This window comes from Brachybacterium sp. GCM10030267, assembly GCF_042666875.1.
Lineage (GTDB): Bacteria > Actinomycetota > Actinomycetes > Actinomycetales > Dermabacteraceae > Brachybacterium.
This window is the reverse complement of the sequence record NZ_JBHTCX010000007.1, coordinates 35,321-60,954: the sequence shown is the minus strand read 5'-3', so window position 1 is coordinate 60,954 and position 25,634 is coordinate 35,321. Positions and strand designations below refer to the sequence as shown.

Genomic DNA, 25,634 nt, shown 5'->3' with positions numbered 1-25,634 from the left:
CTGGTCACAGCGGATGTCGCGGCCCCAGGGGTGAGTTGAGATCGCGTGCTCACCGCCCGCGCAGCAGGAGGTCGACGGCGGCGCGCATCATGGTGCGGCCGGCGCCGTGGGCGAGGACCAGGCGGCGATGGTCCGGAGCGGCGTCGGGCACACCGGTGTGGACCACGATCGCGTCGGGCCGGCGCGCCAGCAGTGCGCTGAGGCGCGCCCCCTCGTCAGGGTCGCTGCGGGACAGCCGGGTCAGTACGAGGACCTGCGGAGCCGAGGTCAGCTGGTGGCTATGGGCATCCTGGCCCGGATAGTCCGGCACAACGGCCTGCACTCCCTGCTCGGCGAGTGCCTGGATCAATTGCGGAGCCCGGGCCCCGGAGGCGTGATCGGCGCGGGCACGGAGGTCCGCCACCAGCACTGGGCGCAGGTCCAGGTGGGCGTGGCGGCCGCGGACGGCGCGGGCGGCGGCGTCGGAGCCCAGCGCGTCGGCGTGAGCGAGCGCAGCGGGCAGTTCGGGAGCGGGGACGAATCGGCGGCGGGTGCGCAGACGGCGGCACTGCGCCCGGGTGCCCTCGGCCCGCGCATGCAGGCTCTCGCGGCTCAGCCGCCCGTCGGCGACGGCCGCCACCAGGGCGTCGTGCGCCTCGCGCAGCATGTGCCGGTCGTCGCGCCGGATGGAGGTGCCCAGGCACAGCAGGTCGGCCCCGGCCTCGATGGCGCGCACCGCGGCCTCGCCGTAGCCGACGGTGCCGGCCACCGCGGCCATGTCGAGGGCATCGGTGATCACGAGGCCGTGGAAGGTGCCGCTGACGGCGCGGTCCAGCTCGGGGCGCGACCAGGACGAGATCGAGGCGGGCCCTTCCCCGAGCGAGGGGACCAGCACGTGCGCGGTCATCACGGCATCCAGCCACGGCGCGATGGACCACGGCGCGAGATGATCGCGCGTGAACTCCTCGCGGTCCAGCTCGATCAGGGGCAGGGCGGTGTGGGAGTCCGTGGCGGTGGCGCCGTGACCGGGGAAGTGCTTGGCGCAGGTGCCGAGCCCGGACTCGATCAGGCCTGCGGCGAACGCCTGGGCGTGGGCGGCGACCCGGTCCGGGTCGTCGCTGAAGGCCCGGGTGCCGATGACGGGGTTGGCCGGGTCGGTGGAGACGTCCAGGACCGGTGCCAGATCGAGGTCGATGTCGCAGGCGGCCAGGATATCGCCCAGAGCGCTGCCGGCGTGGCGGGTCAGCTCCGGATCGTCGACCTCGCCGAGCGCCCACGCCGTCGGCAGCGAGGAGCCGGTGGCCGCCTGGAGGCGGGTGACGTCCCCGCCCTCCTCGTCGATCGCCACCACGCAGTCCGCCGAGCGGGCGTGCATGGCCCGGGACAGGGCGGCCGCGGTCTCCGGGTCCGGGGTGTTGTGCCCGAACAGGATCACCGAGGCCAGGCCCGCCTCGAGCACCTCGCCCATCCACTCCGGCAGCTGGGTGCCGGTCAACGGCGCCATCAGCACGCCGAGAGCGTCGCTGTCCCAGTGCCCGGCCGCCGGAGTGCTCGTCATGGAGCCATTGTGCGCGCTCAGCTCTCGATCAGCCGCTCCAGGGCGGCGACATCCAGAGGCTCCTGGTCGGCGTCGAGATCCTGCACGGGCAGCGGGCAGTCCCCGAGGTCGGCGATCGGCAGCCGCTCGCCGCCGTTGTTCATCGACTGGTGAGCGATGACGCCGGGCAGGGTGTACCGGGCGGCCTGCCAGGCGTTGACGGCGGGCTGCATGCCGTCGACCACGGCGCGCGCGAAGTCGTCGACCAGGAAGTGGTGGGCGCCCTCGTGCCCGTTGGGCATGCCGTGGAACTGCTCGGGCAGCCGCGACTGGTGGTGGGCCGGGGAGGATCCGGCGACGAAGGCATCGCGCAGGGCCGGGGAGACGTCGGCCAGGCGGGGATCGTCCAGGCTCATGGTCGCCGCGGTGCGGATCGCGTCGCTCACGTCCAGCACGCGTTCCTTGTCGTGCCAGTAGGTGACGTCGATCGTCTCCTCGAACGAGGAGGCCTCGCCGAAGAAGCGGAAGCGCGACTCGCGCAGGTGCGAGGGGTAGCCCACGCGCCGCAGCTCGTTGGTGCGGAAGGCGCCGCCGTTGTCCATCTCGAACAGCGCGAAGGCGTTGGAGACGTCGTTGTCGAACATCGAGACGTCCTTGTCGAAGACGCCGTCGCCGCGGGTGTCGGGCCGGCCGATCGCCGAGACCGAGACCGCGTGATTCTCGAGCACGCCGAGGATGCCGCCGATGGAGTGGGTGGGGTACAGCAGGGGCGGGTAGGAGGCGGTGGCCTTCCAGCCCTCGCCGCCGGAGTACTTGTAGGCGTCGTAGAAGCCCAGGTCCATGTCGTGGACGTAGTCGCCCTCGGCGTAGAACACCTCGCCGAAGACTCCGCTGCGATGCAGCCGCCGGGCGAGGACCACTGCCGAGTTGTACTGGCTGGTCTCCCCCATCATGTAGACCAGGCCCGTGCGCCGGACCTCCTCGGTGATCTGGCGGATCTCGTCCTCCGCGATCGCCATCGGCACCGCCGAGTAGACATGCTTGCCGGCGCGCAGCGCGGCCAGGGCGTGCTCGCCATGGGTCCAGCGCTGGGTGAAGATCGCGACCGCGTCGACGTCGGAGGCCAGCAGGTCCTCGAAGGTCTCGAAGCGTCCGGCGAAGTGCACGCCGCGGGCTTCGACGGCGTCGATCCGCTCCGGGATCGCGTCGACGGCGTACAGCTCGTCGATCTCGGGATGGGCCGCGAACAGTTCCGCGAAGTGCTTGCCGAACTGTCCGATCCCGACGATGCCGAGACTGAAAGACATACTTCCTCCTTGAAATTAAGTGTCGGAGGGAACGCTACGGCACGGCGCTCAGCCGCGGCAAGCGGTCACAGCCGGCGCCAGCGGCCGTTGCGCCACACTTCCCGCCATGGCGGCACCACCTCGCCGCGGGCAGCCATCCGGCGCCGGAGATTGCGCCGGGTGATGAGCATGCCCGCGGTACCCACCAGGAGCATCGGGATCTGGACGGCGAAGGCGATGCGGAACGCCGCCAGGTCGTAGTTCCCGTCGGGCCGCAGCAGGTCGAGGATCATGCCGATCAGCAGGATGGCGATCAGACCGCCGGAGAAGCCGCCCATGATCACCATCCCGGTGGCGGTGCCGAGGCGGTGACGGGCCAGATCGGTGCGGGGGAAGTCGAAGCCGACGGAGCTGGCGGGCCCGCCGATGGAGAAGCCGGCCACCAGCACCAGCAGCAGCCAGATCGGGGCGGGACCGGGCCACAGCACCAGGGCGGTCAGCGGTACCGCGATCGTGCCCAGGATCAGCAGCACCAGGGACGAGCGCCGCAGCGGGTGGCGCTGGGTCAGGGCTCCGATCACCGGTCCCCCGATGATGGAGACGACCACCAGCACCGTCATCACCGCGGACGCCGCCGGCCGGCTGAGGCCCTCGCCGGCGGTGAGGTACGGATAGCCCCACATCATCGAGAAGGCGATGCCGGTGAACCCGGCGGTGAAGTGCGTGCAGAAGCCGAGCTGCGTGGCGGGGTGGCGGATGATGCGGCCGATGACCAGCGGGATCCGCGCGAGGTTCTGCTTCTGGCGGGGGCGCGGGATGCCCGGCGGGCTCGCACGCACCACGAGCAGGGCGAGCAGGGCCGCGCAGCCGCTGACCCCGGCCGCGGCGCTGAAGGCCGTGCTCCAGCCGGCGACGGTCAGCACCGCCACGAAGGGGACCGCGGAGGCGATCTGCCCGACCTGGCCGAGGATGCCGGTGAGCTGGGTGAGGATCGGGACGCGGCCCGCGGGGAACCAGGCGGGCACCAGGCGCACGGCGCTGGAGAAGGTCAGCGCGTCGCCGGCCCCCACCACCACGCGGGCGAGGATCGCGAGGGCGACGGTGTCGGTCTGGGCGATCACGAGCTGCCCGGTGGCCATCAGCACCGCTCCGGCGGTGAGGGTGACGCGGGAGCCGTAGCGGTCCAGCAGCAGCCCGGCCGGGACCTGGGCGAGGGCGTAGACCAGCAGCTGGAGGACGACGAAGGTGGAGACGATGGTGGCGGAGGTGCCGAAGCGCTCGGTCGCCTCCAGCCCGGAGACACCCATCGTGGTGCGCTGCAGGACCGCGATCGCGTAGGCGACCAGGGCCGCACCCCAGACGACGTAGGCGCGGGGGCCGCCGAGTGTGCTGCTGTCGACGGCGCGGGCGCCCATGATCACCGTTCTTTCCTGCTCGCGAGGCTCGTGCTTCCTCGGCTCAGACACTACCCGTGGCCGGACTGCACACCCGAGCCGTGGCCTCCGCTTGCCACGGATCAGGCGATGCGATCGTGCTCGCCGCGCTCACCTATGCCGTCATCGGTGTCTTCGCCGTGATGAGTCTGCGCGGCAGCGGCCGGGGGCCGCACGATCTGGCGGCCGGGACCGTCGTGGTCCTCAGCGCTGCCGCCACTGCCCGGCGACCTCGATGAGCAGGTCGTTGGCCTCCTGCTCGGAGATCGTGGCGCGCACCCCGTCGGTGCCGTAGCCGCGCAGCACCAGCCCGCGCTCCTCGGCGAAGGCGGCGAATGCGGGGCTGCCCTCCCCCAGCGGGAAGTAGACGAAGTTGCCCTGCGACCTCGGCAGCTGCCAGCCCTGCCCGGCGAGCGCCGCGACGAGGCGGGAGCGCTCCTCGCGGATCCAGGCCGCGCGCTGATCCAGCTCCGCCTGCACGCCCGGCTGCAGGCTCGCCAGGGCCGCCACCTGCGCCGGGGCGCTCGCGCCGAACGGGACGGTGACCTGGCCCAGCGCACGGGCCAGGCGCGGGTGAGCCACGGCATAGCCGATGCGCAGCCCCGCCAGGCCCTGCATCTTGGAGAAGGTGCGCAGCAGCACCACGTTGCCGTGGCGGCGGAAGATCCCGGCCGTTCCCGCCACGGTCGCCGGGTCGTGGAACTCGCGGTAGGCCTCGTCGATCGCGACAACGACATGCTCGGGCACGCGGGCGAGGAAGCCCTCGATCTGTTCGGTCGACAGCGAGGGGCCGGTGGGGTTGTTCGGGGTGCACAGGATCACCAGGCGGGTGCGGTCGGTGACGGCGGCGGCCATCGACTCGAGGTCGTGCTCGTGCTCTGCCGTCAGCGGCACCTGGACGGGGGTGCCGCCGTGGGAGCCGACCAGGATCGGGTAGGCCTCGAAGGAGCGCCAGGCGTAGACGACCTCGTCGCCCTCGCCCACCAGGGCGCGCACCAGGTCGCCGCTGACGGCCACCGAGCCGGTCGACAGCGCGATCTGGGACGGGTCCACGCCGTGCTTGGCGCCGAGCGCCTCGCGCAGTGCATAGGCGGCCATGTCCGGGTACCGGTTGGCCTCGTCCATCGCGGCGACGACCGCGTCCCGCACGGCCGGCAGCGGCGGGAAGGGCGACTCGTTCGAGGACGCCTTGAAGCGGCGCCGGCCGTCGTCTCCGGCGGGCTTGCCCGCGACGTAGGCGGGCAGTGCCTCGAGCGCGGGGCGCAGGCGGACGGTCTCTGGGGGCTCGGGGTACCGGCCGGGGTCGGGAGGTGCGGACATGCGTTCAGGGTAGGACGAACGGGCGGTCTGTTCCGTGACGTCCGCGCCCGGCTCCGGGGCCCTGTCGAGCACCCCAGACGTCAGCCGACCTCGGCGGGCCGCAGCCCATGGGGACCTCTCCCCATCGCGCCGGGAAGGGCGTTCGGCGAGAATTGGTGCACAGTGCCGATCCTGGGATTTCCAGATGCTCACTATCGATGCCCAGCACGGGGTCGACGTTCGATTGCTGCCGGGAGGCATTGATGGGTGATCGCCGAGTCCTGACCTCCGCCGTCGTGATGATCACCGCTTCGCTCCTGAGCGGCTGCTCCCTCCTCGAGCACGACAGCCCTGTGGAGATCTCGCCGGCCCCGACACCGAACGAGGGCTCCGGTCCCACCGGCGTGCACGTCGAGGGGGACGACGAGGAGTTCGGTGACGCCTGCACGACGGAGGGCGACTACATCGTCGACTCCTCGGTCGAGCGCAGCTTCGAGGAGATCCCGGAAGTGGACGGCGCCGAGCTGAGGGTCGCCCTGGGGTACGCCGCCTCGGACGGACCCTCGGCGCGCCTCTATCTCTCCGCCACCGGCCCGTCCTCCGCCGCCCCCGAGCAGTTCGACGGCAGTGTCGGGGACGCCCACGCGATCGAGGACTGGACGGTCACGATCACCTCGATCTGCGCTGACGAGGTGCGGTTCGACGTCGCAACCGAGGCACCGTAGGAATAGGGATATCCCCGATGCGTTCCCAGCCGGGGCGAGGACAATGGGGCCCATGCGATTCCTCGGACACATCATCGTCACCGGCCTCGCGCTGTGGGTCACGGCGCTGATCCTGCCCGGCATGCATCTGGGCGACGACAGCGCCACGGTGCTGACGCAGGTTCTCACCATCGGCGCGATCGCGCTGATCGTGGCGCTGCTGAACCTCATCGTGCGCCCGATCCTCTCGTTCCTGGCCTTCCCCATCACCTGCGTGACGCTGGGGCTGTTCCAGCTGGTCATCAACACGCTGATGCTGCTGCTGGCGAGCTGGGTCTCGGGACTGCTCGGGCTCACCCTCACGTTCGACACCTTCTGGTGGGCCCTGCTGGCCGGCGTGATCATCGGGATTCTGTCCGCCATCGTCGAGGGGGTCACCGGACTCGGCGAGCGGGACGACCGCCGCTACGAGGTGCGTGACTGACCATCGGGGGCCGCCCCGCCGGCGCCCGTTCGCCGAGGCGCTCCCATGGCCCAGACGTTCCGCAGCCGTGCGCGCGGACTCTGGGAGAATGACCCCATGGCTCACTCTTTCGCGGACATCACGCCGCCGATCGCCCTGACCCCTCTCGACGGCCGCTACCGCGCCCAGGCCGCGCCCCTGGTCGATCACCTCTCCGAGGCCGCACTGAACCGTGCCCGCCTGGTTGTCGAGACCGAGTGGATGATCCACCTGCTGGACGGCGGGGTCATCCCCGGCCTGCGCTCCCTCGACGAGGACGAGCGCGCCCTGCTGCGTGCCATCCCCGAGGACTTCGGCGCCGAGGGCATCGCCGAGCACGCCGAGATCGAGCGCGAGACGGTCCACGACGTCAAGGCGATCGAGTACTACATCAAGCGCCGCCTGACCGGCACCAGCCTCGAGCCGCTCGCCGAGGTGGTGCACATCTACTGCACCAGCGAGGACGTCAACAACCTCTCCTACGCGCTGATGATCCAGGGCGCCGTGCGCGAGGTGTGGCTGCCGGCTCTGCGCGCGGTCATCGGCGACCTCGCCGAGCTGGCTCGGTCGACCGCCGAGGTGGCGATGCTCTCGCGCACCCACGGCCAGCCCGCGACCCCCACCACGCTGGGCAAGGAGATCGCGGTGTTCGCCTACCGGCTGGAACGCCAGGCCCGCCGGATCGAGGACGACGAGATCCTGGGCAAGATCAACGGCGCCACCGGCACCTATGCCGCCCACGCCACCGCCGTGCCGTCGGCCGACTGGGAGCAGGTCTCCCGCAGCTTCGTCGAGCACCTGGGGCTGACGTGGAACCCGCTGACCACGCAGATCGAATCCCACGACTGGCAGGCCGAGCTGTACGCGGACATCGCCCGCGCCGGACGGATCCTGCACAACCTCGCCACCGACATCTGGACCTACATCTCGCTGGGCTACTTCCGCCAGCGGCTCTCGGCCCAGGGTGGGACCGGCTCCTCCACGATGCCGCACAAGGTCAACCCGATCCGGTTCGAGAACGCCGAGGCGAACCTCGAGATCTCCGGCGCGCTGCTGGACTCGCTGTCCCAGACGCTGGTGACCTCGCGGCTGCAGCGCGACCTCACCGACTCCACCACCCAGCGCAACGTGGGCCCGGCGCTGGGGCATTCGCTGCTGGCGATCTCGAACCTGCGCCGCGGCCTGGCCGGCCTGGATGTCGACGCCGACGCGATGGCGGTCGACCTCGAGGACAACTGGGAGGTGCTCGGGGAGGCCGTGCAGTCGGTGATGCGCACCCTCGGCGTCCAGGGGACCACCGGCATGGACAACCCCTACGAGCGGCTGAAGGATCTCACCCGCGGCCACCGCGTGGACGGCGCGGGGATGCGCGAGTTCATCGGCACCCTGGGCCTGCCCGAGGCCGAGCGCGACCGCCTGCTGGCACTGTCTCCGCACACCTACACCGGCTACGCCGCCTCGCTGGTGGACCACCTCGAGGACCATGGCGGCACCGGCACCGAGCCCGAGAGGCAGCCGCGATGACACCCGACGACACCCCGATGGAGACGACAGGCGCCGACGAGGCTGACGCCACCGACGTCGACGCCGCTGCGGTCCCCTCCCCCGAGCCCGGCGACCACGGCACCCACGGCGACCCCGGGTACCACGGCAACAAGGCGCCCTACCTGCGCCGGCTCAAGCTCATCGAGGGTCAGGTGCGCGGACTGCACCGCATGGTCGAGGACGACACCTACTGCATCGACGTACTGACCCAGGTCTCCGCGGTGACCAAGGCCCTGCAGTCGGTCGCCCTCGGTCTGGTCGATGACCACATCCACCACTGCGTCCACGACGCGGCCGACTCCGGGGACACCGAGGAGCTGGATCGCAAGATGGACGAGATCATGGGCGCCGTCAAACGGCTCATGAAGTGACCGCCACGCGTCCGCCGGCGCCTCTGCCCCGCTCCTTCTTCGACCGGCCGGTGCTGGAGCTGGCGCCGCTGCTCCTGGGTTGCGTCCTCGTCGGCCGCGGGACCGCCCTGCGCATCACCGAGGTCGAGGCCTACGTCGGCGCGGAGGATCCCGGCTCCCATGCCTTCCGCGGCCGGACCGCACGCAATGCCACCATGTTCGGCCCGCCCGGGCACCTGTACGTGTACCGGCACATGGGGCTGCACTCGTGCATGAACGTGGTCGCCGACGCCGAGGGCACCGGGACCGGGTGCCTGATCCGCGCCGGCCAGGTGGTCGACGGCGTCGAGGAGGCGTATCGCCGCCGTCGTGCCACCGGCGTGTGCCGCAGCGACCGGGACCTCGCCCGCGGGCCGGGTCGCGCCACCGTGGCCTGCGGGATCACCTTCGCCGACGACGGGCTGGACCTGTGCGATCCCGGCAGCGGCGTGCACCTGTTGGGGCGGGTGGATCCGGCGGACCGGGCCGACGGCGAGCATCCGGGCGAAGAACCTTTCATGCCCCATCCCCGGCTCGCGGCGGGACCACGGATCGGGCTGCGCGAGGAGGCCTCGGATCCGGGCCTGTATCCGTGGCGCTACCGCATCGCCGGTGACCCGACCGTGTCCGGGCCGGGCCGGCTGAACGCCTGAGCGGTTCGGCGTCCGGACCGGCACCGCACGATCCTTCCGCGATCGACCGAGCGGCAACTGCTGTCCTCAGCGGGGGCGCACGGACAGCTCGTCGATGTTGGCGTCGGCTGGCAGCCGCAGCGCCAGGGCGACGGTGGCCGCGACGGTCTCGGGCCGCATGTAGTCCTCTTCGCGGTACTCACCGCCCTCGTCGCTGCGCAGCTGACGCTGCATGTCCGTAGCGGTGCGCCCGGGGTGGACGGAGCTGACCCGGACGCCGTGCTCGCGCTCCTCGGCGCGCAGGGCGTCGGTGACCGCGCGCAGCGCGAACTTCGAGGCCGCGTACGCGCTGCCGCCCGGACCGGAGTTGTACCCCGATCCGGAGTTGATCGCGACCACCGTGCCCCGGGCGGTGCGCAGCGCGGGCAGCAGCAGGCGCGTGAGGTCGGCGACCGCGGTGACATTGGCCGTGAAGGAGCGGGTCCAGTCCTCGGCCGTGAGCTCCTCGATGCGACCCCGGACCAGGATCCCGGCGGAATGGGCGAGACCCGCCAGGCCGTGGGGCAGGTCGAGGGCCTCGGCGGCGCGGGCAGCGGCGGCGGAGTCGGTGAGGTCGGCGGCGAAGGGCTCGGCGGACGGGAAGGTCGCGGCGAGCTCCTCGAGGTCGCGGAGGGAGCGGCCTCCCAGGACCAGGTGGTGATCGGCAGCGAGCTCCTCGGCGACGGCCCGGCCGATGCCGCGGGAGGCGCCCGTGATCAGGACGGTGGGGCGGGACGCGCTGGTGGAGTCGGGATTCGCAGTAGTCGTCGTCATGATTCCGAGTCTGCCACGGCGGCGTTCCCGTCGATCGTGCGCTGTGTCCGCGCCCCGCGCCCCGCGCCTTGCGCCCCATTTCTCGCGCCCCGTGGTGGGAGCATGTGCCCTGTGCACACCATGGTCGGAAACACCCGCTGGCTGCGGGCAGAGGTGCTGATCGTCCTCGCCCTGTCCCTCGGCCAGAGCGCGGTGTACTCGCTGCTCGCCCTCGCCCAGGCACTCGCGGCCGGTCCTCTGGCCGATCAGTCCACCGCCCTGAATCCCTCGTTGCGGGAGAACCCATGGGTCGATCTGCTCTACCAGCTGCTCTCGATCCTCTTCGATCTGATGCCGGTCGCACTGGTGGTGCTGCTGCTGACCCTGAGCGCCGGGACCTTCTCCCGGGCGCTGCGGGAGCTGGGCATGGACCTGGGCCGATGGAGCCGGGACCTGGCATGGGGCGTGGCGCTGACCGCAGGCATCGGCCTGCCGGGGCTGGTCATCTACTACGTGGGCCGAGCCCTCGGGGCGACCGTCGAGGTCATCCCCGCCGCCCTGGACACCCACTGGTGGACGGTGCCCGTGCTGGTGCTGCACGCGGTCAAGAACGCCGTGCTCGAAGAGGTGATCATGGTCGGCTATCTCTTCGATCGCCTCGAGCGACTGGGCTGGTCATCGAGGCGGACCATCGTGGTCTCGGCCCTGGTGCGCGGTGCGTACCACACCTACCAGGGCATCGGCCCGGGGCTCGCGAACCTCGCGATGGGGCTCGTCTTCGGGGAGTTCTACCGGCGCACACGGCGCACCATGCCCCTGGTGATCGCACACACCCTGCTCGACGTCTTCGCCTTCGTGGGCTACGCCCTGCTCCAGAGCGTCATCCCCACCTGAGCGGGTGACCCTTCCTGAGCGGGCCGCTCAGAGGACGTAGGGCTCGCCGTCGCCCTCGGACTCCATGGGCAGGCCGGACTCGAACCACATGTCCATGCCGCCGGCGACGTTGATCGCCTCGAAGCCGTTGGTGTTCAGCCACTGCGTGACCTGAGCGCTGCGGCCGCCGCTGCGGCAGACGATGTACAGCTCGGAGTCGTCCTCCGGGATCTTGTCGAGGTTCTCCAGCAGGGAACTGGCGGGCAGGTGCTGTGCGTTCGGGGCATGGCCCGCATCCCATTCGGACTGCTCGCGCACGTCGATCAGGTGCGCGTTCTCAGGGACGGCGGCGGGGGCGACGGAGTCGGAGTTCATGGCCTCCAGCGTAGTAGCCGCTCCCCCGCCGCGGTGGGTCCCGAGGTCCGCACCAGCGGCAGGGCGCGAGATCCGAACCGGCGGCGCGGCGGGAGGGCCCGGAGCCGGCCGCTGGGCGCACAGGTCCGGAGCCAGCCCGGCCGGGCCGCACCCGACGGCCGCCCCGGCCCTCAGACCGCCCGCAGCGCGTAGCGCCTGACCAGCGGCGAGGCGACGAGCACGGCGGCGATGACCAGCGCATAGGCTCCCAGCACGCACAGCACGTACTGGACCGCGCCCATCGGGTTGTTCGGGGCGCCGCCGAAGACGGCCGAGACGACCATCAGCGCGGTGCCGGTGGCGAGGATCGAGCTCAGCGCCACAGGCACCGAGATCTCCGCGATCCGGGCCCGGTGCAGCTGGCCGACCTCGGCGCCGGCGATGTGCTGGGCGCGCAGCGTGGGCGCCTGGTCGATGACCTGAGCGGTCTGGGTCACTCCCGTGCTCACGGCTGCGAGCACCGCGGCGATGCCGAGGGTGAGGATCCCGCCGGTGAACATGGCCGTCATCAGCATCTGCTCCTCCGCGCTCGCGGTCTGCGACAGCAGCGAGAGCACGGTCAGGAACCCGGCGATGACCAGAGCGAAGGTGATGCCTGAGACGGCGCGCCAGCCGGCCCTGGGATCTGCAGCCAGGCGGCGAGCACCCACCAGCAGCGACGGTGTGGGGGCGAGCCTCGCCAGTGCCAGCGCGGCGATCCAGACGATGAACGGGCCCACCACGTTCACACCGGCGACGATCGCTCCGATGAACAGGACCATGATCGCCAGCGCGGCCCCGATGTTGCCGGACTGGCCCAGGAGGGCCGGACCGATCTGCATGAAGGCGAAGAAGCCCACGATCAGAGCCGCCCAGAGGATCACGCGGATCACGGACATGCGCACCACGCGCGAATCCCGGGCGACGCCCAGCGGGCTGAGCACCACGCCCGTCAGGGACACGGCGGCCGAACCGACGGCGAGCAGGACGAGGCCGAGCACCAGCAGCGGGTAGGCCCACCACGGCATCAGCAGGTCCGCCGTCGTGAACGGGGTGATCCCGAAGTCCAGCCGGGTCAGCGCCGGGGTGACGGCGACGTGGACGCCGATGCCGAGAACGCCGCCGAGCAGTGCCTGAGCGGCGACGTCGAGCACCGCCACGGAGCCCACCTGGCCACTGGTCCCGCCGACCAGGCGCATGGTGGCCAGGTCACGCTCGCGCCGGGCGAGGGAGAGCCGGGCGGCGGATCCGCCCAGGCCGATGGCACTGGGCACCAGGAGTACGGAAGCGATCATCGCGCAGATCACGAGCGTGCCCATGATCTCCGCCTCGCCGCCGGTTCCCGGCCCGGCTCCGGAGGGCATACGGCCGACGAAGGCCGCTGCGCCCCCGATGACGGTCGCGGTGATGGCGGTGGAGGCGGTGAACGCGATGACCGGCAGGATGTCCGCGAGGGCGCCGCGCCGGCGCAGCAGGAGCGGGGCGGTCGCGAGCAGCGCCCTCATCGGGACACCGCCTGACCGGGGCCCGAGGCTGCGTACTGGCCGGCACCGTGGTCAGTGGACGGCTCGGCGGTCTCCGGGCGGAAGAACTCCTGGGCGATGCGCCCGTCTCGCATGGTCACGGTGCGGCGGCAGGCGGCGGCGACCGAGGAGTCGTGGGTGACCATCACCAGGCTGGCGCCGGAATCGCGGCAGGACTCCACCAGGATGTTCAGCACCGCCTGGCCGGTGGCCTGGTCGAGGGCGCCGGTGGGCTCGTCGGCGAAGACGACCGAGGGACCTCCGGCCAGGGCGCGGGCGATCGCGACGCGCTGGGCCTGGCCGCCGGAGAGCTGGGTGGGACGACGGTCGTGCATGCCCTGCAGCCCGAGGCGGTCCAGCCAGGAGGCGGCCTCAGCGGTCGCGGCGCGGCGGGAGGTGCCCGCCAGCATGCGCGGCAGGATCACGTTCTCCAGCGCGGTCAGCTCCGGCAGCAGCTGGCCGTCCTGGAAGACGAAGCCGAAGTCGTCGCGGCGCAGACGGGTCCGCTTGCGGTCACCGAGGGCGGCGAGATCGGTGCCGTCGTGCTCGACGCTGCCGGACGTCGGCCGCAGGATCCCCGCCAGGATGTGCAGCAGCGTGGTCTTGCCGCAGCCCGAAGGGCCCATCACGGCCAGCGAGTCGGCGCGACCGATATCGAGGTCCACTCCGTCCAGAGCATGGGTCGCGGCCCCGGCGGCACCGTAGGTCATGATCAGGCGCCGGGCGGAGAGCACCGGGGCCGGGCGCATCGGGACGGCCTGAGCGGGAGCCCCGTTCTGAGCGGCGGCGGCATGAGGCGGGCCCGCATGCTGGGCCGGTGCCGGGTAGCGGGCCGGAGCCGCCGCGGGATGAGGGTTCGGTGCGGTGTTCATGCGCCCAGGATCGTCGGCCCGCCCGTGGACGCGCATCGGCCCCGGGATCGATCTCCCGGGGCCGACGTCAGACTGTGGGTGGAGGACGGCTCTCAGCCGAAGCGGCCGGAGATGTAGTCCTCCGTCTCCTTGTTCGAGGGGTTGGTGAACATCTTCTCGGTGTCGTCGACCTCGATCAGGTGGCCGGGCTTGCCGGTGCCCGCGATGTTGAAGAAGCCGGTGCGATCGGAGACGCGCGAGGCCTGCTGCATGTTGTGCGTCACGATCACGATCGTGTACTCCTGCTTCAGCTCGTGGATCAGGTCCTCGATCGCGAGCGTCGAGATCGGGTCCAGGGCTGAGCAGGGCTCGTCCATGAGGACGACCTCGGGGCGGACGGCGATGGTGCGGGCGATGCACAGGCGCTGCTGCTGGCCGCCGGAGAGACCCATGCCGGGCCGGTCCAGACGGTCCTTGACCTCTTCCCAGAGGTTGGCGCCCCGCAGTGCCTGCTCGGCCAGCTCGTCAGCGGCGTTCTTCGACATGCGACGGTTGTTGAGCTTCACGCCCGCCAGCACGTTGTCGCGGATCGACATGGTCGGGAAGGGGTTCGCCTTCTGGAACACCATGCCGACGCGGCGCCGCACGTTGACCGGGTCGATCCTCGGGTCGTAGATGTCCTCGCCGTTGATCTCGACCTTGCCCTTGGCGTAGGCACCGGGGATGACCTCGTGCATACGGTTCAGGGTGCGCAGGAACGTCGACTTGCCGCAGCCGGAGGGGCCGATCAGGGCCGTCACCGAGCGGGGCCGGATCTGGACGTCCACGCCTTCCACGGCCAGGAAGTCGCCGTAATAGATGTCGAGATCCTCGACGTTGATGGGCTGAGGGGCTGCCATCAGGGTCCTTTCGCGTGGGGCTTCGGCTCAGCGGCTGAGCTTCGGGGAGAAGTAGTAGCTGACCAGGCGGGCGACGATGTTGAGCACCATCACGATGAGGATGAGGGTGAAGGCCGCCGCCCACGCACGGTCGATGTTCGTCGTGATCGAGCAGTTGTAGACCTCATCGGTGATCGGATTCCTCACCGTATCGTTCATGCAGTTCGCACTGCCCGCGCGGTACTGCTGGTTGATGAACGTCGGCAGGGTCGCCATGCGTCCGTCGAACATGTTCCAGTTCACGCCCGTCACCATGCCGACCGTCAGCAGCAGAGGCGCGGTCTCGCCGATGACGCGGGCGATGGCGAGGGTGACGCCGGTGGTCAGGCCCGCGATGGCCGTACGCAGCACGACCTTGACGATGGTCAGCCACTTCGGCACGCCCAGGGCGTAGGAGGCCTCGCGCAGGTCCATCGGGACCAGCCGCAGCATCTCTTCGCTCGAGCGCACCACGGTGGGGATCATCAGCAGCGACAGTGCCACGGCGCCCATGATGCCCATGCGCACGCTGTCGTCCGGCATGAAGGCGATGAACAGCGCCAAGCCGAACAGACCGGCGACGATCGAGGGGATACCGGTCATCACGTCGACGAGGAACGTCACCCCCTGCCCCAGGACCCTGCGCCAGCCCACGTCCGCGTACTCGACCAGGAAGATGGCCGTGAACAGGCCGATCGGGATGGAGATGATCGAGGCCCACAGGGTGATCAGCAGTGTGCCGACCGCCGCATGGAGCACACCGCCTGCGTCGGCGCCGCCGATCACGCCGGACATGGAATCGGTCCAGAAGGAGAAGGGAGTGGGTGCGGCTTCGACCGCACGGACCAGGCCGCGGCCGACCACCTCCCACAGCAGCGAGAGCAGGGGGAACATCGAGACCGCGAAGGCGCCGATCACGGTCAGCATCATCAGCCGGTCCATCGCCCAGCGGCGACCTTCCCGGATACGGGAGTAGGTGTAGCCGAAGACGAGATGGAGGAGGAAGCCCAGCACGATCGCCGAGGCGATGGAGAGGCCGTCGAAGATCGCCAGGATGGCGATGGCCACCAGCAGGCCGGCCAGGCCGGTCAGGAGCAGGTGGTACCAGGGCAGCCGGCGCTCGTCGTGGCGACGTCGGACGGAGGTGTTCTCGGTGGTGGTTGTGGAGCTCATGAGGACCTCAGCTCTGCACGCCGCTGCGCGCGACGATCCAGCGGGCGAGGGCGTTGATGATGAACGTCAGCACGAACAGCACCAGGCCCACGAAGATCAGCAGGGACATGTCGACGCCGGACGCCTCGGCCTGCCGGGAGGCGATGTTCGCGGCGATGGTCTGGTGCCTGCCCACCTCGAGGATGTGGAAGGAGAAGGTGGCCCCGGGCGCCAGGATCATCAGCACGGCCATGGTCTCTCCCAGCGCGCGGCCGAGCCCGAGCATGGAGGCGGCGACCACGCCGCTGCGACCGAAGGGCAGCACCACGGTGCGCACGGTCTCCCAGCGGGTCGCCCCGAGCGCCAGAGCCGCCTCCTCCTGGAGGCGCGGCGTCTGCAGGAACACCTCGCGGGCGACTGCGGTGATGATCGGCAGCACCATCACGGCCAGCACCACCGAGGCGGAGGCGAGGTTGTTCATGGGGGCCGTCGGATCCCCGGCGAACAGAGCGATCACCGGGTCCCCTCCGACCCAGGGGATGAACTCGGGCCAGACGGGCCAGCTGCCCAGCGTGCTGTTGAGGAGCTTGTACAGCGGCTCGAGCTTGGGGACCAGCCAGATACCGCCCCAGAGTCCGTAGACCACGGAGGGCACGGCGGCCAGCAGATCGATCATGTAGCCGAGACCGGAGGCCATCTTGCGCGGCGCGTAGTGCGAGATGAACAGCGCGATGCCCATGGCGACGGGGATCGCCATGGCCAGAGCCATGGCCGCGGCCAGCACGGTGCCGAAGATGTACGGCAGCGTGTAGGAGACCAGCGAGAACTCCCCCTCGGCCTCGCCGACGACCTCGGTGCTGACGCGGATGGCCGGCACCGATTCGCTGCCGAGGAAGATGGCCACCGCGGCGAGGGTCAGGAAGATGAGGACGCCCGAGCCGATGCTCAGATAGGAGAAGAGGGAGTCCCCGAAGCGGCGATTGCTGCTCCTGAGGGAGGCCGGAGGGGCCTCCGGCGTGTCTGGCTCGACGTCGGTGGTGCTCAACAGGTGCCTTCCTCAGAGCTCACGGGACAGGGACAGGGGCGGTGACGCGCCGATGCCGCCGGGTCACGAAGGACCCGGCGGCACGGCAGTGTGCATCTGGCAGGATTCTCAGCCCGCGGTGATGCCGTCGATGGAAGCCTGCGCATCCTCGGAGAGGGCGGGGGTCAGCGGAGCGGAGCCGGCGTTCTCGGCAGCCGTCTGCTGGCCGTCCTCGGAGACGATGTAGGAAGCGTAGGCCTTGACGGCGTCGGCCGTCGCCTGATCCCCGTAGGAACCGCACAGCGCCAGGTAGGAGACCAGGACGATCGGGTAGACGCCCTCCTCGGTGGTGGTGCGGTCCAGCTCCATGACGATGTCGTTCTCCTCGCGGCCCTCGGCGCGCGGGGAGACCTCGACGGCCTTGGCGGCGGCCTCGGGAGTGTAGTCCACGAACTCCTCGCCGACCTGGATGCTGGCCACGCCGAGGTTGCCGGCCTGCGAGGCATCGGCATACCCGATGGTGCCGTTGCCGCCCTCGACGGTGGAGATCAGACCCGAGGTGCCGTCACCGGACTGGCCGCCTTCGATGGGCCAGGTCTCGATCGGGCCGTGCGTCCACGCGTCGGGCGCGACCTGGGAGAGGTAGTCGGTGAAGTTCTCGGTGGTGCCGGAATCGTCCGAACGGTGGACCGGCACGATGTCCTGGTCGGGCAGGTCGGCATCCGGGTTCTCGTCGGCGATGGCAGGGTCGTTCCACTTGGTGATGTCGCCCGCGAAGATGCCGGCGAGGGCCTCCGGGGTGAGGTTGAGGTTGTCGACACCCTCGAGGTTGAACACCACGGCGATCGGGGAGATGTAGACCGGGAGGTCGAAGGCCTGCTCACCGTTGCACACCTCGGTGGAGGAGGCGAGCTCCTCCTCGTCCAGGGCGGCGTCGGTGCCGGCGAACTTCACCTGGCCGGAGAGGAACTGCTCGCGACCGGTTCCCGAGCCGGTGGCGTCGTAGGTGACCTGGATGTCGCCACCCTCGGCCTGGACCATGCCCATGAAGGACTCGGTCCACGCGGTCTGGGCTGCCTGGGCCGAGGAGGCACCCGAGCCGGCGAGGTTCCCGGTGAGGCTGGCGTAGTCGACGCCGCCGGCGCCGCCGCCGTCGGACGCCGAACCGCCGCCGTTGCCGCCGTCGGTCTCCCCGTTGCCCCCACCGCAGGCGGAGAGCGCGAGCCCGCCGGCCAGGCCGAGCGCGGCGAGTGAGACGAGCTTGTTCTTGCGAACGTTCACTTCGAGTCCTTTCGGGGCCGAGGGCCCGGGGTGATTACTGCGGAGACGTCTTTCGCCGGTGACGCTAGGGAGCGCAGATGACACGGCACCCGCTCTCGTGTGAACAGCGGGTGAACAACCCTCCGGGATGCATGAACGCGCAGGTCAGTTCGTAGATACGATCGGGTCACAGTTCTGGTTACGAAGTTATCACGGGGCTGCGCGCGAGGCTCGTGAGCGCTTTCGCTGCGACGACGCTCACGTTGCCTCCACGATGGCGAAGACGATGATGGCCCCGATGTAGAGGACCATGAGCAGGAACGGGATCATGCCGATCAGGGAGGTCACGAGCCCGGCGATCGCCAGGCCCCGGCCGCTGCGCGGCGGGTCCGCCTCCGGTGACGTGGCGCGCATGCCCAGGGCCGAGAAGACGATGCCCACCGGGGCGGTGAGACCTGCACACATGACCAGACCCGCCAGTCCCAGGATGAAGCCCGTGATGGCGTGGCTCGAGCTCGGGGGCAGCTGCACGTACGGACCGGGCGGCCCGGGCACGGGAACTCCGGCGGAGTACGAGGCGTGCCCTGCCGGCGCTCCGGAACCCTGAGTCGGGAACGACGATCCGAACCCCTCGCCGGCCGGCGGGTCCGTGGCATAGGGGTCGCCCGCTGATGGCGAGCCCGCATACGGGTCGCCCGCGGATGGCGAGCCCCAGGAATACCCGGAGTGCCCCGGTCCCTGATCCATGCTCATGCCCTTCTCCTTCTCCTCGTCCTCGCAGCGTCGCCGCGAGGACCTCCGGGTGGCGTCCGCCCGCGCCCGGGCTCAGCCGATGTTGGGAAGATGCCGCTCGATCGCGACCACGGAACCCTGCGGTGTCGTATGCAGCATCAGGGCCTCGCCGGCGGCCAGGAACGGATTCTCGCGCGGCAGCTCGAGAGCGGCGCCGGGCCGGGCGACGTCCCGCACGCTCTGGATCACCGTCGGCAGGACGGGCCGGTGCGTGCACACCACCGTGCCGCGCGCCTCGTGCAGCACCCTGGCCATCACCGCGGCGGTCCGAGAGGGATGAGCCTCATGGCCGGCCTCGGTCAGCTCATCCTTGGTACGGATCGTCAGCCCCTCGATGCGGGCCACCGGCTCGACGGTGCGCAGACATCGCTGCCACGGGCTGCTCAGCACGCTGTCGGGGTCGAATGCGTCGATCAGCGGCGGCAGGGCCTGCGCCTGCTTGCGTCCCTTGGAGTTCAGCGGCCGGGACTTCTCGCCCTTGCGCCACTTCGCCCGGGACACGGCGGCCCCGTGGCGCTGGACGATGATCGGCACGGTGACCAGCTCCTCGGCATCGAGATAGCGACGCAGCGCCACCAGGGAGACCTGGTCGCCCTGGCGGGTGACCAGGGACTCCGCCTCGTCGAGCCCTACCCACCGCACCTCGTCGATCTCACCGGGGTCCAGCGGCCCGGGCGCGGTCTTCGCCCGCACCGTCCCCGTCCAGTACTGCACGATCTTGGTGCGGCCGTCGGGCAGCAGGTACACCGATGCGGGCAGCGGCCGGTGCAGACGCACGCGGTACCCCGTCTCCTCGGCCACCTCGCGCACGGCGGCCGCCGGAAAGGTCTCGCCCTTGTCGAGCTTCCCCTTGGGCACGGACCAGTCGTCGTAGCGCGGGCGGTGGACGAGCATCACCTCGATACCCTCGGTGCCCTCCCGCCAGGCGAGGGCACCGGCAGCGAGCACGGGCGGCGGCTTGCCGGGGGCGACGCGCACGGGTCAGGCCTTCGCCGCCGCGCGCATCTGCACGTCCCGGCCCGAGACGGTGAAGCCCCACGCCTCGTACAGGCGCAGTGCCGCGGTGTTGTCTGCCTCGACGTAGAGCTCGACGCCGGGCACGCCCGCGGCCTGCAGCCGCCGCAGCGCCGCAGCCAGCAGGTACCCCGCCACACCGTGGCCCTGGACGGACGGCGCGGTGGCGACGACGTAGATCTCGGCGTCGGCCTCAGGGCCCTCCGCCGCGTCCCGCTTGATCCACACGAATCCGACCAGCTCCTCGTGCTGGAGGGCGACCAGCAGGTCGCCGGCGTCGAACCAGGGCTCGGCCAGCCGCCGGTCCAGATCGGCCCGCCCCAGCGAGCCCTGCTCGGGGTGATCGGCGAACGCCAGCGCATTGACCTCGACCCAGCGATCCGCATCGCGCTCGAGGTCGAAGGAGTCCAGCCGGAAGTCCTCGAGCGTCGGGACGGCGACGTCCCGCACCGGATCCCCGGCGGCGAGCTCTCGACGCAGCGTGAGCAGTCGGCGGGTCTCGTGCATGCCCGCAGCGGTGAGGAAGGCGAGCGACCCGTCGAGGGCGCCGTGGGCCCAGACGCCCGCGTCGGGACGCAGCTCGAGGGCGGCTCGCAGCAGCGCCGTGCCGTGCCCGCGCCGGCGATGGCCGGGATGGACCATGCCCTGGACGGTGCCGTCGGGCAGCAGGCTCGCGTAGCCGAGCAGCGTCTCCGCCGCGGCCGGATCGGCTCCGGGGTCCGTGCTGTGCTCGGGTCCGGCGGGCAGGAGCAGGTGCTGTGCGGAATCTCCCGTCAGGGCGAGCCGCGCCGCCTCGTCCAGCGGGGCGACTCCGTCGTGCGCGGTGACTGCATCGAGCAGCTCACGGGCCGCGTCGCGCTGGGTCTGCGACAGGGCAGCCGTCGTGATCATGGGGTCCTTCCGGGGCTCGGACGGTTCGCTGTGGATGCCGCCGCCTGCGGGCGCTCGTAGACTGACACTGTAGCGCCCGCCTGACCACGCTCGTCGGCGACGGCGAAGTGACCGGAACCGAGTGCGAGGGAGGCCTCATGACCGCTCCCGAGCGCGCCCCGCTCGGTGCCGCACTGGCGCTGCTGCTGACTCTGATCTCGCTGACCGGCCCGCTGTCGCCGGTGGTGATGGCGACGTTCGTGGCCCTGCTCACCGTGCTGCTGGGTATCGCCTGGCCGGGCCTGCTCGAGCTCCGTTCCGCGGTCGGGACGGCGGTGGTGATGGCGGGCACCGGTATCGCCGGCGCCGTGATCGTCTCCGCCCCGTCGGACCGCATCGCCCCGATGACCGGGATCGTGATGGCGTGCGCCGTCGGGGTGTTCGCCTCCTTCGTCCACCAGATGCTGCGCCGGGACCGGCGGGACCTGACGGCCTCTCTCACCGGCACGGTGGCAGGGGTGTTCGCGGCCGGGGTCGCGGCGTGCTGGGTGCTGGCGCAGGCCCAGGCCGCTGCCGAGGGCCGGGCCGCTCTGGTCTCGGCCATCGCGGCGGGTCTCGCCGCGACTCTCCTGATCAACGCCACGGCGCTGCCGGCCGGCCTGCGTTTCGTGCTCTCCGCGGGCGCGGGCGCCGGGGTGACGGCGGCGCTGGCCTCTGCGCTCCTGGCGGTGTCGTTGCCCCTGGCGATCGGGCTCGGCCTCGTGGTCGCGATCGGGGGCAGCTGTGCGCATCTGCTGGCAGGGTCCTCCCTGGTGGCGCGGGAGCCGGTCCCCTCGCTCGCGGTGGCGGTGGTGCCCGTGGCCACCATCGGTGTGGTCGCCCACCTCGCGGTGATGCTGCTGCCCTGAGCACTCCCGGCCGCTCCCCGGACCGCTCCGTCGCGCACTGCTCGCCGCAGCTCGTGGACGATAGACTCTGCGGCATGTCCGCGCTCTCCCTGATCTTCATCTCGCTCGTGGTCCTGGTGGGTCTCGGCACCCTGGCATTCGCCGTCCTGGTGCTGCTGCGCCTGTTCGACCGCTGAGCGGCTGATCGGCTCCCATGCCCATCACACTCGACCCCTCCCTCCCGGAGCCGCTGTACCCGCTCGCCTGGCTGATCGGCAGCTGGCAGGGCTCCGGAGCCCTCCATCGCCCCGGGGATCCCGACGCCGGCGAACGCCGCGTCCAGCAGCACCTGGTGTGCACCGCCCGCGAGGACGGCACCATGGGCTGGCGCTCGACGATCCACGAGGTCGACGCGCCCGCCCCGCTCCCTCCCACCAGCGCCTTCGCCCGGGCGGACGCGCCCCCTGCCGCGGGCACGGGCGAGCGCACCCTGCTGATGCGTGAGGACGGCATCTGGACCGTCGGCGACGTGCTGCCCGGCCAGGATGTCGCCGCGGCCCGCGCGGCCAAGCCGGGCGATCCCGCCAGCTTCCTGTCCTACGGGCTGCGGGCGCGTTTCGAGCGCCGGGACCGGGCCGGAGAGCACGCGGCCGGTGAGGACTCGCCCCGTGACGACCCGGCCGGCCCGGAATGGGCCGGTGAGGTCCGGGGACCCCGCATCCAGCTCGCCCTGGGCGAGCCCGCGGCGGATGGCAGCCCCGAGGTCACGGCGACCCGCATGTTCGGGTACGTCGGCGGCAACCTGATGTGGCTGTGGGAGCAGCGGGTCCCCGGCGCCGCGAGCGAGACCGGCGAGACCGACATGACCCCCTACATCTCCGTGGAGCTCCACCGTGCCTGAGACCGACCGTCACATCCGCCCGCTGCTGAGCACAGGAGCCGTCCTCGGCGACGGCCCGGATGCGGCGGTGCCCGCCCACTACGGCGCACCGCTGCGCGAACAGCGCCGGCTGCTGGATGGCCGCGCCGTCGTCGACCTCGGCCACTTCGAGGTGCTCGAGGTCACCGGCCCCGACGCCCGCAGCTGGATGACCACCGTGACCACCCAGGTTCTCGAGGGCATCCCCGTCGGCTCCTCGGCCAGCCTCGCCGTGCTCTCGCCGCAGGGCCGGGTCGAGCACCTCGCCTCCGCCGTGGTCACCGCGGAGGAGACGCTGCTGCTGGTGCTCGATGCCGGAGCCCGCGCGGGCCTTCGCCGCTACCTGGAGATGATGCGCTTCGCGGCGCGCGTCGAGCTGACCGATCGTGATGACCTGCGCGTTCTCGGCGGCACCGCGCCGGCCGCCGACGTCCTGCCCGAGCTCGACCTGCCCGCTCCGGTCGCCGTCTGGTCCGAGCCCTGGCCGCAGGTCGCCCCCGGCGGGGTGGCCTACGGGCCGGATCCCGACGACCCGGTGGGCGCCGTGCTCACCGTCGCCGATGCCGACGCTCTCGCTCAGGTGCCCTGGCGCTCCGACCACCTCGCCGGGATGTCCTCGTGGGAAGCGCTGCGGATCGCCGACCACCGCGCCCGGGCGGCCCGGGAGGTGGACGAGCGCAGCATCCCCCACGAGCTCGATCTGCTGCGCACGACCGTGCACACCACCAAGGGCTGCTACCGCGGCCAGGAGACCGTCGCGAAGGTCCTCAACCTCGGCCAGCCCCCGCGCCGCCTGGTCATGCTCCACCTGGACGGCTCGCAGGACGTGCCCGCCGCCCCCGGCGGCGAGGTGCGTCTCGGCGGGTCCGACGGGAAGGTCATCGGCGCCGTCACCTCCGCGGCCCTGCACGCCGATCTCGGGCCGATCGCGCTGGCCGTGGTCCGACGAGCGGTCCCGCTCGACGCCGCTCTGGCCGTGGAGGTCCCTGTCTCCGCCGCCGACGGGGAGACGAGCTCGGTGTGGATCGATGCGTCGCAGGAGCCGGTCGTGGTGCCCCGCGACCACGGCGACCGACCGGCGACCGCCAAGCTCTGAGGCGCGCACAGCACGGCAGGTGCCGGCCGTGGGTGCGCCCCTGGCCGGTGCCGGCGCCCGAGCCGGTCGTTCCGTCCCGGCACCCGTACCGTTCGGCCCGCCCGAACGTCCACGCAGCCTGCACAGCATTCGCACCGCTCTCCTACCGTGCTCGTCCTGCGGCGCCCGGACGGGCCTGGAACAATGGGAACCATGAGTGCACAGGGCGAGCAGCAGGACTGGAGCCGGCAGCGACGACAGGTGCTCGAGGCCAAGGAGCAGGCGCTGCACGCCGCCCGCGAGGACGAGCACCTCAGGGCCACCGCCACCATCCGTGACGCGGTCGCACGATTCCGGGAGGCCGGTATCCATCCGATCCCGCTGCGCGCCCGGCCGTACACCGGCGGCGGGACGATCCGCACCTCACTCCGGGGCTGGTACCTCAAGCGCGACCGGTCCCTCGCGGTCGACGCCGAGGGCCGCTACTACGTGATGCGGGTCGACGGCGGCCTGCGGTCCCGGCTGCGCGGCGCCACCCCTGCCCCGTCGCCGGCACCGCTGGTGGTGGGCCGCGGAGCCCGCGACGGCGACACGTTCCGGCTCGAGGAGCTGCTGGAGATGCGGCTCGAGGACCCGGTGCGCCCATGAGCCAGGCCTCTCCTCCGCCCGGGGGGACTCCGCAGCGGGCTCCCCTGCTCGATCGCGTCCGCGGGGCCGTCGCCGGCTGGCTGGCCCAGGGCGCCTCCCGCGGCCGCTCCGACGCCGTGACCGTCACCCGCGCGGCGGTGGCGGCCGCCCTCGCCTACCTGCTCAGCGGCCTGATCTGGGATCACCAGTACCCGTTCTTCGCCTCGATCGCCGCGTTCGTCATCATCGGATTCGGCATCGAGAAGAAGGTCCGCAAGATCTTCGAGATGGCCGCCGGAGTGATGCTCGGCGTGGTCATCGGCGAGATCGCCCGCTCCCTGATCGGCTCCGGCACCTGGCAGATCCTGGTCGTCGTGTTCGTCGCCGGGATGCTCGCGCGCTTCATCGACTCCAGCAACCTCTTCGGGATCCAGACCGCGATCCAGTCCCTGCTGGTGACCATCATGCCGCTCACCCCGAACATGACCCCGGGCGGGCGCGTGCTGGATGCGCTGACGGGCGTGGTCGTCGCGATCGTGATCCATCTGCTGTTCTCGGGGGATCCCCGGCGCCCCCAGCGCCGGGCTGCATGCTCGTTCTTCCAGGAGTTGGAGGACACGCTGGTCTCCCTCGCCCTGGCCGCACGCAGCGGTGATCGCGGCGTCGCCCAGGCAGCACTGGTGAGCATCCGCAACAACTCCCAGAAGTACACCGATGAGTGGCAGCTGGCCAATGACGCCGCCAACGAGATGGCCACCTTCTCCCCCGCGGGGCTGCGTCACGCCGGCGACGTCGGCCGCCTGCAGCACCTGCTGGTGGGCTCTGACCGCGCGATGCGCAACATGCGGGTGATCGCCCGGCACGAGGTGGAGTTCCTCGACGCCGTGCGCGGGGATGCGCATTCGACCCTGGCCGACGCGCTGCTGGCCGCGCGCGACGCCGTGACGGAGCTGGGGACGGCCGTCCGGCACGACGAGGTCGACTTCACCGAGGCCCGGCGCAAGCTGCGCCTGTTCGCCTCCTACCTGACCCCCGAGATGCTGCTGCGCAACGACGAGGGCGTGCGGCCGGGCCGTGCCGGCCACTTCGAGGGAGTCACCCTCGCGATCCAGCTGCGCTCCCTGGCCATCGACCTGCTCCAGGCCACGGGGCTGACCTCCCAGGAGGCCAAGCAGTTCCTGCCCAGCCTGCTCGTCGCCGCCGACGGGGACGCGATCGGCCCGCGCCTGATGACGCAGGAGATGAAGGCGGTCGAACCGCCGGCCACCACGGAGGCGCTCGAACTGCTGATCACCGACCGCTCCGACCCCGATCGGCGCAGCTGAGGCCGAGCCGCCTGCCAGCGGGCGTTCGGCGGGC

Annotated in this window: 26 protein-coding genes; 11 read left to right on the top strand and 15 right to left on the bottom strand. The window is 71.5% G+C overall.

Features of this window, described 5'->3' with window-relative positions; all coding sequences use genetic code 11:
• Positions 1-49 precede the first annotated feature (49 nt).
• The 4 genes from ACFQS2_RS05535 to ACFQS2_RS05520 all read right to left on the bottom strand — a co-directional run bounded on the left by ACFQS2_RS05535 (position 50) and on the right by ACFQS2_RS05520 (position 5,555).
• Entirely contained in the window at positions 50-1,537 is a 1,488-nt protein-coding gene (locus ACFQS2_RS05535) for a glycoside hydrolase family 3 N-terminal domain-containing protein (RefSeq protein WP_377792966.1), read from the bottom strand.
• A gap of 17 nt (positions 1,538-1,554) precedes the next feature.
• Positions 1,555-2,823, bottom strand: a complete 1,269-nt coding sequence (locus ACFQS2_RS05530) for a Gfo/Idh/MocA family protein (RefSeq protein WP_377792965.1) — start codon at positions 2,821-2,823, stop codon at positions 1,555-1,557.
• Between the two features lie 65 nt (positions 2,824-2,888).
• A complete protein-coding gene (locus ACFQS2_RS05525) occupies positions 2,889-4,217 on the bottom strand; it encodes a nitrate/nitrite transporter (RefSeq protein ID WP_377018276.1) in 1,329 nt (442 codons plus the stop codon).
• A 222-nt stretch (positions 4,218-4,439) separates the two neighbouring features.
• On the bottom strand, positions 4,440-5,555 hold the full coding sequence (locus ACFQS2_RS05520) for a histidinol-phosphate transaminase (RefSeq protein ID WP_377792964.1): 1,116 nt from the start codon (positions 5,553-5,555) through the stop codon (positions 4,440-4,442).
• Positions 5,556-5,797: 242 nt separating this feature from the next.
• Here ACFQS2_RS05520 and ACFQS2_RS05515 point away from each other — a divergent pair, with 242 nt between their 5' ends.
• From ACFQS2_RS05515 to ACFQS2_RS05495, 5 genes are all read left to right on the top strand, one after another.
• Complete coding sequence (locus ACFQS2_RS05515) at positions 5,798-6,259, top strand: hypothetical protein (protein ID WP_377792963.1); 462 nt, start codon at positions 5,798-5,800, stop codon at positions 6,257-6,259.
• Between the two features lie 52 nt (positions 6,260-6,311).
• Complete coding sequence (locus ACFQS2_RS05510) at positions 6,312-6,722, top strand: phage holin family protein (protein ID WP_377792961.1); 411 nt, start codon at positions 6,312-6,314, stop codon at positions 6,720-6,722.
• Positions 6,723-6,818: 96 nt separating this feature from the next.
• The gene (gene purB, locus ACFQS2_RS05505; protein WP_377792960.1) at positions 6,819-8,264 is read left to right on the top strand and encodes an adenylosuccinate lyase; all 1,446 of its coding nucleotides are present in this window, start codon (positions 6,819-6,821) and stop codon (positions 8,262-8,264) included.
• Positions 8,261-8,656: a metal-sensitive transcriptional regulator gene (locus ACFQS2_RS05500; protein WP_377792959.1), complete on the top strand. Its 396-nt coding sequence runs from the start codon at positions 8,261-8,263 to the stop codon at positions 8,654-8,656. The genes purB and ACFQS2_RS05500 overlap by 4 nt, the downstream gene beginning before the upstream one ends.
• On the top strand, positions 8,653-9,327 hold the full coding sequence (locus ACFQS2_RS05495) for a DNA-3-methyladenine glycosylase (protein WP_377018282.1): 675 nt from the start codon (positions 8,653-8,655) through the stop codon (positions 9,325-9,327). The genes ACFQS2_RS05500 and ACFQS2_RS05495 overlap by 4 nt, the downstream gene beginning before the upstream one ends.
• A 66-nt stretch (positions 9,328-9,393) precedes the next feature.
• Here ACFQS2_RS05495 and ACFQS2_RS05490 read toward each other — a convergent pair whose 3' ends face one another.
• The gene (locus ACFQS2_RS05490; RefSeq protein WP_377792957.1) at positions 9,394-10,119 is read right to left on the bottom strand and encodes an SDR family oxidoreductase; all 726 of its coding nucleotides are present in this window, start codon (positions 10,117-10,119) and stop codon (positions 9,394-9,396) included.
• Between the two features lie 120 nt (positions 10,120-10,239).
• Between ACFQS2_RS05490 and ACFQS2_RS05485 the strand changes: the two genes are divergently transcribed.
• On the top strand, positions 10,240-10,992 hold the full coding sequence (locus tag ACFQS2_RS05485) for a CPBP family intramembrane glutamic endopeptidase (protein WP_377018430.1): 753 nt from the start codon (positions 10,240-10,242) through the stop codon (positions 10,990-10,992).
• A 27-nt stretch (positions 10,993-11,019) separates the two neighbouring features.
• On the opposite strand, the gene ACFQS2_RS05480 is transcribed toward ACFQS2_RS05485, so the two are convergent.
• The 10 genes from ACFQS2_RS05480 to mshD form a co-directional block, all read right to left on the bottom strand.
• Positions 11,020-11,346: a rhodanese-like domain-containing protein gene (locus ACFQS2_RS05480; RefSeq protein ID WP_377792956.1), complete on the bottom strand. Its 327-nt coding sequence runs from the start codon at positions 11,344-11,346 to the stop codon at positions 11,020-11,022.
• Positions 11,347-11,516: 170 nt separating this feature from the next.
• Positions 11,517-12,869, bottom strand: coding sequence for an FtsX-like permease family protein (locus ACFQS2_RS05475; RefSeq protein ID WP_377792955.1), 1,353 nt, complete (start codon positions 12,867-12,869; stop codon positions 11,517-11,519).
• Positions 12,866-13,759, bottom strand: a complete 894-nt coding sequence (locus ACFQS2_RS05470; protein WP_377018286.1) for an ABC transporter ATP-binding protein — start codon at positions 13,757-13,759, stop codon at positions 12,866-12,868. The genes ACFQS2_RS05475 and ACFQS2_RS05470 overlap by 4 nt, the downstream gene beginning before the upstream one ends.
• A 92-nt stretch (positions 13,760-13,851) precedes the next feature.
• Positions 13,852-14,637, bottom strand: a complete 786-nt coding sequence (gene pstB, locus ACFQS2_RS05465) for a phosphate ABC transporter ATP-binding protein PstB (RefSeq protein WP_377018287.1) — start codon at positions 14,635-14,637, stop codon at positions 13,852-13,854.
• A 27-nt stretch (positions 14,638-14,664) separates the two neighbouring features.
• Positions 14,665-15,828 carry a phosphate ABC transporter permease PstA gene (gene pstA, locus ACFQS2_RS05460; protein WP_377792954.1) on the bottom strand — a complete coding sequence of 388 codons (1,164 nt, stop codon included), beginning with the start codon at positions 15,826-15,828 and terminating at the stop codon, positions 14,665-14,667.
• Between the two features lie 7 nt (positions 15,829-15,835).
• The gene (pstC, locus tag ACFQS2_RS05455; protein WP_377792952.1) at positions 15,836-16,852 is read right to left on the bottom strand and encodes a phosphate ABC transporter permease subunit PstC; all 1,017 of its coding nucleotides are present in this window, start codon (positions 16,850-16,852) and stop codon (positions 15,836-15,838) included.
• Between the two features lie 108 nt (positions 16,853-16,960).
• Positions 16,961-18,112, bottom strand: coding sequence for a phosphate ABC transporter substrate-binding protein PstS (gene pstS / locus ACFQS2_RS05450; RefSeq protein WP_377792951.1), 1,152 nt, complete (start codon positions 18,110-18,112; stop codon positions 16,961-16,963).
• A gap of 237 nt (positions 18,113-18,349) precedes the next feature.
• Positions 18,350-18,844, bottom strand: coding sequence for a DUF4190 domain-containing protein (locus ACFQS2_RS05445; RefSeq protein WP_377792950.1), 495 nt, complete (start codon positions 18,842-18,844; stop codon positions 18,350-18,352).
• A 72-nt stretch (positions 18,845-18,916) separates the two neighbouring features.
• The gene (locus ACFQS2_RS05440) at positions 18,917-19,861 is read right to left on the bottom strand and encodes an NUDIX domain-containing protein (protein ID WP_377792949.1); all 945 of its coding nucleotides are present in this window, start codon (positions 19,859-19,861) and stop codon (positions 18,917-18,919) included.
• Positions 19,862-19,864: 3 nt separating this feature from the next.
• Complete coding sequence (gene mshD / locus ACFQS2_RS05435; protein ID WP_377792948.1) at positions 19,865-20,788, bottom strand: mycothiol synthase; 924 nt, start codon at positions 20,786-20,788, stop codon at positions 19,865-19,867.
• A 137-nt stretch (positions 20,789-20,925) separates the two neighbouring features.
• Between mshD and ACFQS2_RS05430 the strand changes: the two genes are divergently transcribed.
• The 5 genes from ACFQS2_RS05430 to ACFQS2_RS05410 all read left to right on the top strand — a co-directional run bounded on the left by ACFQS2_RS05430 (position 20,926) and on the right by ACFQS2_RS05410 (position 25,600).
• Positions 20,926-21,675: a hypothetical protein gene (locus ACFQS2_RS05430; RefSeq protein WP_377018294.1), complete on the top strand. Its 750-nt coding sequence runs from the start codon at positions 20,926-20,928 to the stop codon at positions 21,673-21,675.
• 193 nt (positions 21,676-21,868) lie between these two features.
• Entirely contained in the window at positions 21,869-22,555 is a 687-nt protein-coding gene (locus ACFQS2_RS05425; protein WP_377792947.1) for a heme-binding beta-barrel domain-containing protein, read from the top strand.
• Positions 22,548-23,669: a YgfZ/GcvT domain-containing protein gene (locus ACFQS2_RS05420; RefSeq protein WP_377792946.1), complete on the top strand. Its 1,122-nt coding sequence runs from the start codon at positions 22,548-22,550 to the stop codon at positions 23,667-23,669. The genes ACFQS2_RS05425 and ACFQS2_RS05420 overlap by 8 nt, the downstream gene beginning before the upstream one ends.
• A gap of 192 nt (positions 23,670-23,861) precedes the next feature.
• Complete coding sequence (locus tag ACFQS2_RS05415; RefSeq protein ID WP_377792944.1) at positions 23,862-24,296, top strand: hypothetical protein; 435 nt, start codon at positions 23,862-23,864, stop codon at positions 24,294-24,296.
• A complete protein-coding gene (locus ACFQS2_RS05410) occupies positions 24,293-25,600 on the top strand; it encodes an aromatic acid exporter family protein (protein ID WP_377018298.1) in 1,308 nt (435 codons plus the stop codon). Before ACFQS2_RS05415 ends, ACFQS2_RS05410 begins: the two co-directional genes overlap by 4 nt.
• Positions 25,601-25,634 lie beyond the last annotated feature (34 nt).